This window comes from Mycobacterium sp. 1245801.1, assembly GCF_001673055.1.
GTDB classification, from domain to species: Bacteria; Actinomycetota; Actinomycetes; order Mycobacteriales; family Mycobacteriaceae; genus Mycobacterium; species Mycobacterium europaeum_A.
Genome location: NZ_LZKY01000336.1, coordinates 1 through 13,733 on the forward strand (window position 1 = coordinate 1; position 13,733 = coordinate 13,733).

Annotated in this window: 6 protein-coding genes; 3 read left to right on the forward strand and 3 right to left on the reverse strand. The window is 69.8% G+C overall.

The features are described 5' to 3' along the window. Window positions 1–8,327 (forward strand): type I polyketide synthase (locus A5622_RS21030; protein WP_066880988.1); only part of this gene is annotated, 8,327 nt, incomplete at its 5' end. Window positions 8,328–8,329: 2 nt separating this feature from the next. On the opposite strand, the gene A5622_RS21035 is transcribed toward A5622_RS21030, so the two are convergent. The 3 genes from A5622_RS21035 to A5622_RS21045 are packed head-to-tail and all read right to left on the reverse strand — an operon-like array spanning window position 8,330 to window position 11,030. Continuing rightward, the gene (locus A5622_RS21035; protein ID WP_066880991.1) at window positions 8,330–8,752 is read right to left on the reverse strand and encodes a PPOX class F420-dependent oxidoreductase; all 423 of its coding nucleotides are present in this window, start codon (window positions 8,750–8,752) and stop codon (window positions 8,330–8,332) included. 3 nt (window positions 8,753–8,755) lie between these two features. Then, window positions 8,756–9,862, reverse strand: a complete 1,107-nt coding sequence (locus tag A5622_RS21040) for an acyl-CoA dehydrogenase family protein (RefSeq protein ID WP_066867127.1) — start codon at window positions 9,860–9,862, stop codon at window positions 8,756–8,758. Window positions 9,863–9,869: 7 nt separating this feature from the next. After that, entirely contained in the window at window positions 9,870–11,030 is a 1,161-nt protein-coding gene (locus A5622_RS21045) for an acyl-CoA dehydrogenase family protein (RefSeq protein ID WP_066880993.1), read from the reverse strand. 189 nt (window positions 11,031–11,219) lie between these two features. Here A5622_RS21045 and A5622_RS21050 point away from each other — a divergent pair, with 189 nt between their 5' ends. Both A5622_RS21050 and A5622_RS21055 read left to right on the forward strand, forming a co-directional pair. Continuing rightward, the gene (locus tag A5622_RS21050; protein ID WP_066880995.1) at window positions 11,220–12,083 is read left to right on the forward strand and encodes a ComEA family DNA-binding protein; all 864 of its coding nucleotides are present in this window, start codon (window positions 11,220–11,222) and stop codon (window positions 12,081–12,083) included. A gap of 50 nt (window positions 12,084–12,133) precedes the next feature. Next, entirely contained in the window at window positions 12,134–13,630 is a 1,497-nt protein-coding gene (locus A5622_RS21055) for a ComEC/Rec2 family competence protein (RefSeq protein WP_066880997.1), read from the forward strand. Window positions 13,631–13,733: the final 103 nt, after the last annotated feature.

A 13,733-nucleotide genomic window follows, 5' to 3' on the forward strand; every position in this document is an offset into this window, starting at 1 on the left:
AACGCCGCGACGTCGGTGGGCCGCGCACCGAAGCGGTCCGCCTTCTCGAGGACGGCCGGATCGAGGAGCTCGCGACGCTGCTCGACGGCGCGAGCGGCGATCATCAGACCCTGCAGGTGCTCACCAAGCTTGCGGCACAACACAATCAACAGCGCACCACCCGGTCCATCGAGAACGACCGCTACGAGATCCGCTGGGACACATCGACCGCCGAGCCGTCACCGGCAGACGTGGGCGGGGAGTCGCGGTGGGTCATCGTCGCCGACGGTACCGACGCGGTCCAGCCGTTGGTCGACGCGCTGACCGCACGCAACGACCGATTCGAGGTCATCGGGTTGCCGGTGTCCGACGCGGACGAGGAACACCTCGTGGGCGTGTTTCGCGCCGCCGCTGCGGACGATTCGACGCTTCGCGTCGTGCATGCCGCGGCCCTGGAGGCGGGGACCACGCCGTCGATGCGCTCACTGTTGCGGATGCAGCACCGGATCCTCGGCGGGACGCGGCGGGTGTTTCGTGCCGCGGTCGCCGCGCAGTTGCGCAGTCCCATCTGGGTCGTGACGCGCGGCGCGCAGCGCGTCACCGATACGGACACGGTGGCGCCGCACCAGAGCAGCCTGTGGGGCTTCAGTCGCGCCGCATCGCTGGAGCTGCCGCAGGTATGGGGCGGACTCGCGGACTTGTCAGCGGGGACCGCCGACGAATGGTCTGCGCTCATCGACCGGATCGCCCCCGCGGACGACGCGGCGATCAGGGAAGACCAGCTCGCGCTGCGTGATCGGGCCGTCTACGTTCCCCGGTTGGTTCGGCGCACCGAGACCCCGAGCGGCACGTCGCTGCAATTGCGCAATGACGCAACGTATTTGGTGACCGGCGGGCTGGGTGCGATCGGGCTGGAGATCGCCGGGCACCTGGCCGCCAACGGCGCCGGGCATCTGGTGTTAACCGGTCGGCGCGCGCCGACCGATGCGGTCCGACAGCGCATCGACGCACTCGGTGAGGCGCACGGCTGCCAAATCCGGGTCGTGGCCGCCGATGTCGCCGACGCGCACGACGTCGCACGCCTGCTGGCGGGCGTGCAGGCCGAGTTGCCGCCGTTGGCCGGCATCGTCCATGCCGCGGGGGAGATCGGTACCACGCCCCTGAGCGCCTTGGACGATGCCGAGGTCGATCGCGTCTTCGCCGGAAAAGTCTGGGGCGCCTGGCATTTGAGCGAGGCGGCGACGGAGCTGAAGCTCGACTTCTTCCTCAGCACGTCCTCGATCGCCTCGGTGTGGGGTGGATTCGGCCAGAGCGCCTACGGCGCGGCGAACGCCTTCCTGGACGGGCTGGCGTGGCGGCTGCGCGAACAGGGCATCCTCGGCGTGAGCGTCAACTTCGGGCCGTGGGCGGCCGGTATGGCCGACGCGGAATCTCGTGCGCGACTGGATCAGCGCGGGATCCGTACGCTGGCACCGGCCGATGCGCTTGCGGGGTTGTCCGATGTGGCGGCGGCCGCCTCGGCGCGGGGCGCTGCCCACGGAGTAGTGGCCCGAATCGACTGGACCCGCTTCTTGCCGCTCTACCAGCAAGCGGGTCGGCGGGCGTTCCTGGCGGAGCTGGAGCGCGAGGTGCCCGCTGCGGTGCCCGCGGCGACGCCGGCCGGGAACACCCCGTTGGTCGACCGGCTCACGGCCGCTCCGGTACAGCAGCGCAAGAAACTGTTGACCGATTATCTGCGTGATGCGGTCGCGGAGGTGACCCGCGTCGACGCCGCCGAGATCCGCGAGGACGCAGGGTTTTTCGATCTCGGCATGGATTCGTTGATGGCGGTCGAATTGCGTCGGCGCATCGAGGAAGGGGTGGGTAAGCAGGTCCCGGCCACCCTGGCGATGGATCACCCACGGCTGTCCGACGTGGCCGACTACCTGCTCGGCGACGTGCTCGAGCTCCGCGATCAAACGTCCTCGAAAACGGGGTCCCAGCCGGCAGCGGTGGTGACGACCCGCACGGACGAACCGATCGCGATCGTCGCGGTGTCCTGCCGTTTCCCCGGCGCGCCCGACCCGGAAGCGTTCTGGCAGGTGCTGTCCGAAGGGGTCGACGCGATCCGGGAGGTCCCGGAGGACCGATTCGACATCGACGAGTTCTACGACCCGGATCCGGACGCCCCAGGCAAGACCTACACCCGGTTCGGCGGATTCCTGGACGAAATCGACGGATTCGATCCCGAATTCTTCGGCATCTCGCCCCGCGAGGCCGTCTGGATCGAGCCGCAGCAGCGGCTGATGCTCGAAACGGCGTGGGAGGGCCTGGAGCGCGCCGGGTACTCGCCGGCCGCATTGCGCGGCAGCCGAACCGGAGTCTTCACCGGTGTGGCGGCCAACGAATACGCGCATCTGCTGTCATCGGAGTCGATCGACAAGATCGAACCGCACTTCATCACCGGCAATGCGCTCAACGCCATCTCCGGTCGGGTCGCCTTCGCGCTGGGACTCGAGGGACCGGCGGTGGCGATCGACACCGCATGCAGTTCGGCGCTGGTGGCCGTCCATCAGGCCTGCCAGGCGTTGCGGTCCGGCGACTGCGACATGGCGCTGGCCGGCGGAGTGAACGTCCTGCTGAGTCCTGTGACGGTCATCGCGGCCTCCCGCGCGCGGATGCTTTCCCCGGTGGGCCGATGCAAGACGTTCGACGCCTCCGCCGACGGTTACGTGCGCAGCGAGGGCTGCGGAATCCTCGTACTGAAGAGGTTGAGCGACGCGGAGCGCGACGGCGACCGGATCTGCGCGGTGATCACCAGCAGCGCGGTCAACCAGGACGGCGCGTCCAGCGGTTTGACTGTGCCCAATGGTGGTGCGCAGCAACGGCTCATCGGGATGGCGCTGGCTCGTGCGGGTCTGGCCGGCGGGGACGTCGACTACCTCGAGGCGCACGGGACGGGCACCCCGTTGGGTGATCCGATCGAGGTGCAGGCCGCGGCCGCCGCCTACGGCGCCTCGCGCGACGCCGACCGGCCGCTGCTGATGGGCTCGGTGAAGACCAACATCGGTCACACCGAATCCGCTTCGGGCGCAGCCGGTCTGATCAAAGTCGTGCTGTCGCTGCAGCACGAGGTCCTGCCGCCGAGCCTGCACTTCGAGCAGCCGTCGCCGCACATTCCGTGGGACTCGCTGCCCGTGCGGGTGGTCGACAAGACGATGCCGTGGCAGCCCAACGGCAGGCCGCGGCGCGCGGGCGTGAGCTCGTTCGGGTTCACCGGAACCAACGCGCACGTCCTGGTGGAGGAGGCACCGGCGCGCGCCGTATCCGCCGACCCGAACCCCGCCGACGACGCCGCCGCGGACTCGGCGTCGCACGCTCAGGGCGCCACGGTGCTCGCGCTGTCCGCGCGGTCACCCGAAGCGCTGGTGGCGTTGGCGCAGCGTTACGAGGCGTGGCTGGCCGCCCACCCGGATGCGGACCTCACCGAGGTATGCCTCACCGCCGGAACGGGCCGGTCACACTTCGAACACCGCGCCGCCCTGGTGGTGGACTCGCTCGAGAGCGCGCGCGACGCCCTGGCCGAATTGGCCGAGAACCGCCTGCGGCCCGGCGTTGTGCGTGGCGAACACACACACCACCCGATGACGGCATGGTTGTTCACCGGCCAGGGCAGCCAGTACCCGGGGATGGCGCGTGAGTTGTTCGACACCGAACCGGTTTTCGCCGAAACGGTGACGCGGTGCGCGGACGCGGTCCGTGACATCCTGCCGCATCCCTTGCTGGAGGTGCTGTTCGCCACCGATCGCGAAACGGGGGGCAAAGCCGGAGAGAGGCTGCGGCACACGTCGTTTGCCCAGCCGGCGCTGTTCGCCGTCGAAATGGGCCTGGCCCGGCTGTGGCAGTCGTGGGGGATCGAACCCGATGTGGTGCTCGGGCACAGCGTCGGCCAGTACGCGGCGGCCTGCGTGGCCGGGGTGTTCAGTCTCGAGGACGGCGCCCGGCTGATGGCCGAGCGCGGCCGGATGTTCGGCAGCCTGCCCGAGGGCGGACGGATGGTGGCGGTATTCGCCGACGCCAAGCACGTCGAGGAGGTCGCCGGCGGATTCCCGCGAGTGTCGGTCGGCGCGTACAACGGACCGAATACGGTGCTGTCGGGTCCGGGTGAGGACCTCGAACAGATCGTCGCCAAGTTCGGCGACGAGGCGATCCGCTGCACGTGGCTGCAGACCAGCCACGCCTTCCACTCCGAGTTGTTGGATCCGGTGCTCGACGAATTCGAGTCCTACGCAGCGCAATTGGAGTTCGCCGCCCCGACGATGCCGTTGATCTGCAACCGCACCGGGGCCGTGCTGACGGGCCAAACCCCGCTCGACGCCGCGTACTGGCGGCGCCATTCCCGCCAGCCGGTGCAGTTCGCCGAAAGCGTGCGCACCGCGGCGGCGCTGGGCTGCTCGGTGTTGATGGAGATCGGTCCGCAACCGGTGCTGACCGGTGCCGCGGTGCAGGTCTGGCCGGAGCACCTGACCGCACCGCGGGCGATCGTCTCGCTGCGTAAGGGCGTCGGCGATCGGCGCCAGATCGCCGACGCGCTGGCCGCGGCCTACGTCGGCGGCCATCGTCCGGATTTCGCTGCGCTGCATGGTCAGCGACGTCGCAGCATCGAACTGCCCACCTATCCGTTCCAGCGCCGCCGGTTCTGGCCCAAGACATCCGGCACCGCCGTCGTCGGAGGGGCCGGCCCGTCTTCGGGCATCCTGGGCAGCGCGAAGGACCTCGCCTCGGGCGACTCCGTCTACACCAGCAGGTTGTCCGTCAAATCGCAGCCGTGGTTATCCGATCACGTCATCTACGGCACGGTCGTGGTGCCCGGCGCAACCTACGCGGCGATGGCGTTGGCCGCGGTCGGCACTCCGGCACGGGCGAAGGACGTCTTCTTCTACGAGCCGATCATCTTGCCGGAGAAGAGTTCTCGCGAGGTACAGCTGACCTTGCACCCGGTGCAGGCAGGTCGCGAATTCACCTTCCAGGTGCACAGCCGTCCCTACGGGGAACGCGGAGCCGAGTGGTCGTTGAACGCCGAAGGCACCGTGGTCGCCGGCGCGGACGACGTCACCGACGAGCCGGTGTCCGACGACGGTGATCCGATCGACGAAGCGCTCGAGCGGCTGAACCGCATGCGTCCACAGGAGTTGTTCGAGACCTTCGCCGACTTGGAGCTGGCCTGGGGACCGACCTGGTCCGGTTCCCTGAAGTCACTGTGGCTCGGTGACGGCGAGGGGGTCGGCGACATCCTCGTCGGTGCCGAACTCGCCGAACAACTCGGCAGCGAGCCGATGCACCCGGTGCTGATGGACCTGTGCACCGGGGTCGCCTTCCCGGCCTTCCCGGCGCTCCTCGCCGCCGAACAGGGCGTCAACGATCTGTTCCTGCCGCTGCGCTACGGGCAAGTGATGTTGCGGGAGAAGATGCCGCGGCGGTTCTACTGCCGTGCGAGGTGGCACACCAGCGAACTCAACAGCGAGACCCAGGTATTCGACCTCGATTTCGTCGACCGGGACGGCCGCCGGCTGGGCGGGATTCGCGAGTTCACGGTGAAGCGCGCACCGCGCGAGGCGTTGCTGCGCGGCCTCGGCGGCGATGCCACCCGGCTGCTGTACACCCTCGGCTGGCACGAGGTGCCGGCGCCGCCGGCTGAAGAAGCCGCAGAGATCGGCGGCACCTGGTTGATCGCCGGATTCGACGAACTGGCCGCCAAGGTGCCGGGCTGCATCCCGTTCGACCGGAGCGCAGATCCGCAGCCGTTGGGGCAGGTGCTGACTCAGGCCGCCGAGCAGGGGCTGCCGTTCGCCGGCGTCGTCTGGCGCGGCGAAGCGCCCAACGCGGGCAAAGGTGGCGCCGACTCGACCAATGGGGCGGCGCGCCTCGAGACCGAGATCGCCAATCTGCTCAGCGCCGTGCACGCGGTGCAGGGCGGCGGCGTGAATTTGCCTGGGGGACTGTGGATTGTCACCGAGCGGGCCGTGGCATGCGAATCCGGCGAGCCGGTCGACCCGGTGCAGGCGGCGCTGTGGGGGCTCGGGCGCACCACGATCAACGAGGAACCGGCGCTGCGCGCCAAGTTGATCGATTGCGACGGATCACCGGAGGCCGTGCACGCGCTGGCCAGCCTGTTGGCCACCCCGGTGGACGAACCGGAACTGGCGGTGCGACAAGGAAAGCTGCTGGCATCCCGGTTGCTGCCGTGGGCGCGCAGCGGTCATCTCACGGTGCCGCGTGCGGGCGACTACGTCCTGGCGCCCACCGAGCGCGGCGCGATCGACAACCTGCGACTCACGGAAGTGGACGTCGCACCTCCGGGCGAGGGCTATGTGCAGGTCCGGGTGGAGGCCTCGGGCCTCAACTTCCGCGACGTGCTCAACGTCCTCGGCCTCTATCCGGGCGACCCGGGACCCATCGGCGGTGATTTCGCCGGCGTCGTCACGCAATTGGGCGCCGGCGTCACCGGGCTCGAGGTCGGTCAGCGCGTCTACGGCTTCATGCAGGGGGCGTTCTCCAGCCGGTTCAACGTGCCCGCCCAGCTGCTCGCGCCGATCCCCGACGGCGTCAGTGCGGTCGAGGCGGCCACCATTCCCGCTGCGGCGCTGACGGTTCGGCTCGCGTTCGACTGGGCACAGCTGAAGCCCGGCGACCGTGTGCTCATCCACGCCGCCAGCGGCGGTGTCGGCCTGGCGGCCATCCAGATGGCTCAGCAGTGCGGTGCCACCGTCTTCGCCACCGCCAGCACCTTCAAGCGCGCGACGCTGCGCAAGCTGGGTGTGGAGTACGTCTATGACTCGCGCACAACGGATTTCGCCGACCAGATCCTCGCCGACACCGACGGTGCCGGCGTCGACGTGGTGCTCAACAGCCTGACCAGCGAGGGGTTCCTCGAAGCGACCGTGCGGGCGACCGCCCAGAACGGCCGCTTCGCCGAGATCGCCAAGCGCGACATCTGGACACCCGAGCAGATGGCGCAGGCCCGTCCCGACATCGCCTACGAGATCGTGGCGCTGGACACGGTGACCTTCCAAGAGCCCGAACGCATTCGGGGCTTGCTGACCGAGGTGTCACAGGGATTGGCCGACGGGGACTGGACACCGCTGCCGGCCGAGATCTACCCCCTGACCGAGGCGCGGGCCGCGTTCCGCCGCATGCAGCAAGCGCGGCACATCGGCAAGATCGTGGTGCAGATACCCAATCCGCTGCAGCCGCGGGCGGATCGGAGCTACCTGATCACCGGTGGACTGGGAGCCATCGGTCTGCACACGGCGTCGTATCTGGCGCAGCTCGGTGCCGGTGACATCGTGCTGACCAGCCGACGGGAGCCGGGTGCGGACGCGCAACGGTTGATCGAGGAGATGACCGAGCGCTACAAGTGCCGCATCCATGTCTTCACCGCCGACGTCGGCAACGAGTCCGAGGTTGCCGCGCTGCTGGCGCGCATCCGCGCGGAGCTGCCACCGTTGGCCGGCGTGGCCCATCTGGCCGGCGTGCTCGATGATGCGCTGCTGTCCCAGCAGAGCCTGGAACGGTTCCAGACAACGTTGGCGCCCAAGGCATTCGGCGCATGCCACCTGGACAGGTTGACCCGAGACGACGAGCTCGACTTCTTCATCGTGTCCTCGTCGGTGTCGAGCGTGTTCGGTTCGCCCGGTCAGTCCAACTACGCGACCGCCAACGCGCTGCTCGACGGCCTGGTCGCACAGCGCAGGGCGCAGGGCCTGCCGGCCACCGGCGTCAACTTCGGTCCCTGGGCCCAGGGCGGCATGGCCTCCTCGGAGGCCGCGACCGCCAACATCAGTGCGCAGGGCCTGATTCCGCTGGAACCGTCGGCGGCCCTGGGTGCCCTCGCCGAGGTCGTCGCGAACGGAACCGGCCAGGCCACCGTCCTCAAGGCCAACTGGCAGCGCGCCGCGAAGGTGCTGGGCAGTTCGCGACCACCGATCCTCGACGTGGTGTTGCCCAGTGCGGTCGGAGAGGTGACCGGTGACAGCGAGTTGCTCAAGCAGCTCATGGAGATTCCGGTGCCACAGCGCGCCGGTTTCGTGACCGAATTCCTGCAACGAGAGGTGCAGAACTTCCTGCGGCTCGCCTCACCGCCGGCGGCGAGCAGCCGGTTCCTGGACCTGGGGACGGATTCGTTGATGGCGATCGAGCTGCGCAACCGGCTGCACAGTCAGTTCGGCGGTAAGTTCACGATCAACGCGACTGCGGTGTTCGACTATCCGACCATCGGAGGCCTGGCCGAATACCTCGTGGGTCAGCTGCCCGACGCGGACACCGAGCCGGGCCAGCCGGAACCGGTTGCGGCGCAGGAGCCGCAATGATGTCAGGCGCTGATGTCGAACCCGGTGATGACCTTGGTCGGACGCAGCCGCACCACTAATTCGCCGGGAACGGCGTTGCGCCTGCCGAATTCGTCGGCGCGGTCGGCGCCCATGTAGCGGCCCCCGGTGCGGGTCGCGATGTCCAGCACGTCCTGCGGATCCTCGCTGACCGTGGCCACGCCCTGCACCTGGACGAACGAATACGGCGGATGAGGGTCGTCGACGCAGATCACCACTCGCGGATCGCGGGCCAGGGCACGGCCTTTCGACGTGTCGCGACCGGTGTTGAACGCCAACTGCCCGTCGTCGACGACGAACCACACCGGGGCGACCAGCGGCCTGCCATCGGCGGCGACGTAGCCCAGCATCCCGGTACGGGTGCCGGTCGAGAGGAACTCGATGACCTTTTCGGTCAGCTCGGCCATGCGTTAGAGGCGGGCCAGGTCGTAGTCGCCGAGGTGGTCGATCAGGTTGTGCAGGTGCTCACCCGAGGTGCCCAGCGTGTGCTCGATCGCGGTGAGCCGGGCGGCATAGTGGCTGACCGGGTATTCCGCGGTCACCCCGATGCCGCCGTGCATCTGGACCGACTCCTGCGCGATGTGCCGTCCCGATCGGCCGACCTGCAGCTTGGCGCGCGAGGCGATCACCGGGTCGATGTTGCCGTCAGCGATCGACATGGCCGCGTACAGGGTCATGCTGCGGGCCAGTTCCAGCGAGACGTACATGTCGGCCGCGCGTTGCGTGAGCGCCTGGAATTTGTTGAGCGTGACGCCGAACTGCTTGCGGGTCTTGAGGTAATCAGTGGTCAGGCGCAGCGATTCCTCCATGGCGCCCAGCGCTTCGGCGCACAACGCGGACTGGATGCGCACGATGGCGTCGCGGATCGCGCCCGACGCGTCGACCGCCTCGCCGAGGGGTTCGGCGGCAGTGGAGTCCAGGTCGATCTGGGCGCCGCGCTGTCCGTCGAACGTCCGGAACGGGTGCCTGGTGACCGATGCCGCATCGACCAGGAACAGGCCGGCGCCGCCGCTCGGCAAGGCGGCGCTGACCACCAGGGTGTCGGCGGCGTCCCCGGCCAGCACCGGGTTCTTCCGACCGCTCAAGGTCCACGAATCACCTTGCTGCGCAGCCTTGGTGCTCAACTCGGCGGACGGATCGCGCTGCCCCGGCTCGAGGTGGGCGAACGCCAGCAGCCGCTGCCCGCCCGCGACCTCGTCGAGCAGTTCCTTCTGCGCGTCGGTGCCCAGCTCGGCGATCAGCGCACCGGGTCCCAGCGCGGCGTGCAGTACCGGTTCGGGGGCGAGGCGGCGCCCGACCTCGTTGAGCACCACCATGATCTCGATCTGGCCGGACTCGTCCGGATCGAATCCGAGGCCGAGGATGCCGGTGTCGGCGAGCTGGCTCCAGACCTCGCGGCTCCAGCCGAGATCGGAGCCGATGATCTTGTTGCGGCTTTCCGGGTCGTAGGTGCGCGACAGCAGGTCGCGCGTGGTGTCGCGGAGCAGGGCCTGCTCGTCGCTCAGCTGAAAGTCCATGACTGCCTCACAATCCCAGAATCGTCGACGCGATGATGTTGCGCTGCACCTCGCTGCTGCCGCCGTAGATCGACGTCTTGCGGTAGTTGAGGTAGTGCGGCGCACTGTGTTGGGCCCAGTCCGGCGAGGCGATGTCTTCGCCGTTGGCCGGCAGCGCGTCTGGCCCGGCCACCTCGACGAGCAGTTCGGTGGCCACCTGCTGCAATTGACTGCCGCGCAGTTTGAGCACCGACGAGGCCGGATTGGGCTGCCCGTCCGCGGAGTCGGTGACGACCCGCGACTGGGTGAGTTCCAGTGCCAGCAGCTCGTTTTCGGCCTCGGCCAGCCGCGCCGCGAACAGCGGGTCGCCCAGCACTCCGGTGGTCTTGGCGTGTTTCTTCACCTCGGCGAGGCGCACCTTGGTCCGTCCCACCCCGGCGATGCCGGTGCGCTCGTTGCCGAGCAGGAATTTCGCGTACGTCCAGCCCTGATTCTCTTCTCCGACAAGCTGATTGGCGGGAACCCGGACGTCCTCGAAGAAGACCTCGTTGATTTCGTGGCCGCCGTCGATCGTCTTGATGGGTCGCAGGGTGATGCCCGGCGTCTTCATGTCGAAGAGCAAAAAGGAGATGCCGGCCTGCCGCTTGGGCGCTTGCGGGTCGGTGCGGACCAGGCAGAAGATCCAGTCCGCGTACTGGCCGAGCGTGGTCCAGGTCTTTTGGCCGTTGACCACGTAGTCGTCGCCGTCCCGCACCGCGGTGGTGCGCAGCGAGGCCAGATCCGACCCCGCCTCGGGCTCGGAGAAGCCCTGGCACCACCAGATGTCGAGGCTGGCGGTCGGGGGCAGGAAGCGTTGTTTGACTTCCTCCGAACCGAATTCGGCGATCACCGGGCCCACCATCTTGGTGTTGAAGTTCAGCGGCTCGGGGACGCACGCCAGCTGCATCTCGTCGGCCCAGATCTGGTGCTGGGTCGGGGTCCAGTCCTTGCCGCCCCATTCCACCGGCCAGTTCGGTACTGCCAGGCCGTGCTCGTGCAGGATCTTGTGGCTGGTGACGATGTCGTCGTGGTTCACTTCGGCCGAGCCGCGGCGTACCCGCTCGCGCAGCTCCTCGGGAATCTTGGTCGTATAGATGGTGCGGAGTTCGTCGCGGAACGCGGCTTCCTCGGGCGTGAGCGCCAGTTGCATGGCAGCCTCCTGTCGTTTCGGGGTGACCGTGACGACGCAGCGCCCCGAGCTGTTTTCTGGCGGTGCTGGTCGTTCGCTCGACTTCCATCTTGACCCATCCCTCGCGGGCCCCGTGCACAGCCTCGGGTTAATCCACAGATAGCCGTTGAGCGGTGCCGGTGTGACGGTCCGCGGACCTACCGTCGGCCCATGCGAACAGAACTTCCGGCGGAGCGCCTGCACCGGCGGCTCAACGCCGAACCGGAGACCGATGGCGCCGCCGAGCCCGCGGACGCCGGGTCGGCCTCGACGCAGGACGCCCCGGACGACGACCAGAATTCACTGTTGCCGCGCTGGCTTCCCGACGCCTCGCAGGACCGCGGCTGGGTGGCCAGGGTGCGCGCCGACCCCGGCCGCGCCGGCGCCATCGGGTTGGCGATCGTGGCGGCGCTGGCGGTGCTGGTCACGGTTTTCACCTTGTTGCGCGACCGGCCGGCGCCGGTGATGTCAGCCAAGCTGCCACCGGTGGAGAAGGTGTCCACCGCCAGGTCGTCGGCCAGCCCGGGTGCGGCGCCACCCGCAAGCCCCGACCGTCCGGTGGTGGTCAGCGTCGTCGGCTTGGTGCACACGCCGGGTTTGGTGACGCTGGCGCCGGGGTCGCGCATCGCCGATGCGCTGCAGGCCGCCGGCGGCGCGGTGAACGGCGCCGACACCATCGGACTGAACATGGCCCGACCGGTCGGTGACGGCGAACAGATCGTGGTCGGCCTCGCTCCCGTTCCGGGCCAGCCGACGGCCCTGGGCAGTTCGGTCGCCACCGCAACGACGCCGACCTCCAAGGCGCCGGCGCCCGGGTCGGGATCGGTCAAGCCGAAGCCGGGCCAGGCGGTCGACCTGAACACCGCGACCGTCGCGGAACTCGACGCTCTGCCCGGCGTTGGGCCGGTCACCGCCGCCGCGATCGTGGCGTGGCGGCAGGCCAACGGCAAATTCACCAGCGTCGACCAGCTCGCCGATGTCGAGGGCATCGGGCCGGCGCGGCTGGAGAAGCTGCGCGCGCTGGTCCGTGTCTGACCCCGGTGCTGCCTCCCGGGCTAGGTGGATCACCGTCGGGGCATGTCGATGTGCGCCTGGTGCCGGCCGCGCTGACCTGCTGGGCGGTGACGGCCGGCGGGATCTGGTGGTCGGCCGGGCGGATCTTCGCCTGGTGCTGCGTCGCGCTGACCGTCGCCGCCGGTGCGCTGGCATGGCGCGCGGCGCGCCGGCCCGGCCGCGTGGCCCGGCTCCGCACGATCAGCGCCGGCCTGGCCGCCGTGGGTGTGGTGGGAGCGGGCTACGGCTTCGCGATCGCGCTGCGCGCCGACGCGGCCGCTCACCACCCGATCACCGCGGCCTTCGGCACCAGCGCCCCGGCTACCGTCACCCTCACCGAGAGCCCGGTGTCGCTGGGCAGCAGCCGGCTGATGTTTCGGGCGACCCTGCAACGCCTGCGCGACGCCGAAATGTCAGGCCGCGTCGTGGTTTTCGCGCGCGCCTCGGACTTCGCCGCCGTGACGGTGGGCCAGCCGGTGCGGTTCACCGCGCGGATCACCCGGCCGACCCGCCGGGACCTGACCGTCGCGGTGCTCAATGCGTCGGGCCCGCCGGCCATGGGCACCGCGAGCGCAGTGCAGTCGGCCGCGCACGGCGTGCGCAGCCGCTTTGCCGCCGCGGTCCGCGCCACGCTGCCCGGCGAGCAGGCGGCGATGCTGCCCGCGCTGGTGCTCGGCGACACCTCGGCGGTGCCAAGTGACACCAGCCGCGACTTTCGTGCGGCCGGCATGACGCACCTGATGGCCGTGTCGGGGGCCAACGTGACGATCGTGTGTGCGGCCGTGCTGTTCTCGGCCCGGCTGATCGGCCCGCGGTCGGCCGTCGCGCTTGCCGCGCTGGCGCTGGTGGCCTTCGTCATCGTCGTGCAGCCGACGGCGAGTGTGGTGCGGGCGGCGGTGATGGGTGCCATCGCGCTGACGGGCATGTTGACTTCGCGTCGGCGGCAAGCCATTCCGGCCCTCGCCGCCACCGTGCTGGTGTTGCTGGCGGTCGCCCCCACGCTGGCCGTGGACGTGGGGTTTGCGCTGTCGGTGCTCGCCACCGCGGCGCTGATCGTCGTCGCGCCGGTCTGGTCGCGGCGCCTGGTCACCAAGGGATGGCCCAAGCCGCTGGCCGATGCGCTCGCCGTCGCGTGGGCCGCGCAGGTGGTGACCGCGCCGCTGGTGGCGGCGATCTCCGGGCGATTCAGCGTGGTTGCCGCCCTGGCGAACCTCGCGGTGGCCGGTGTGATCGCCCCGATCACGGTGCTGGGCACCGCGGCGGCCGCGCTCTGCGCGATATGGCCGGCCGCCGCGCGGCTGCTGATCCGGTTCACCGGCCCGGAGTTGTGGTGGGTGGACGGCGTGGCCCACGCGGCGGCCAACATGCCCGGCGCCACGGTGCCGGTCCCCGAGGGGATGCCCGGCACCCTGATCGTCGGCGGCGTCACGGTGCTGGCGGTGGTGCTGTGGCGGTGGCGACTGTTTCGCGTCGCGGCGGGGGTCGGGGCGCTGGTCGGGCTGGCGTGGGCGCTGTCCGGGTTGGGGTAGGCGGGGCGTCGCGCCGTCGATCCCCGAGCGGCGCGGTCGGTGGGGCGTGACACCATCGTGGGGTGACCGAGATTTCGCCGTTGCACCTGGTCCTGGGAGACGA

Bases quoted from the DNA above. Each gene is read 5' to 3' on its own strand.
- A5622_RS21045 (WP_066880993.1), bottom strand. From the start codon at position 11,030: ATGCAACTGGCGCTCACGCCCGAGGAAGCCGCGTTCCGCGACGAACTC.
- A5622_RS21035 (WP_066880991.1), bottom strand. From the start codon at position 8,752: ATGGCCGAGCTGACCGAAAAGGTCATCGAGTTCCTCTCGACCGGCACC.
- A5622_RS21040 (WP_066867127.1), bottom strand. From the start codon at position 9,862: ATGGACTTTCAGCTGAGCGACGAGCAGGCCCTGCTCCGCGACACCACG.
- A5622_RS21050 (WP_066880995.1), top strand. From the start codon at position 11,220: ATGCGAACAGAACTTCCGGCGGAGCGCCTGCACCGGCGGCTCAACGCC.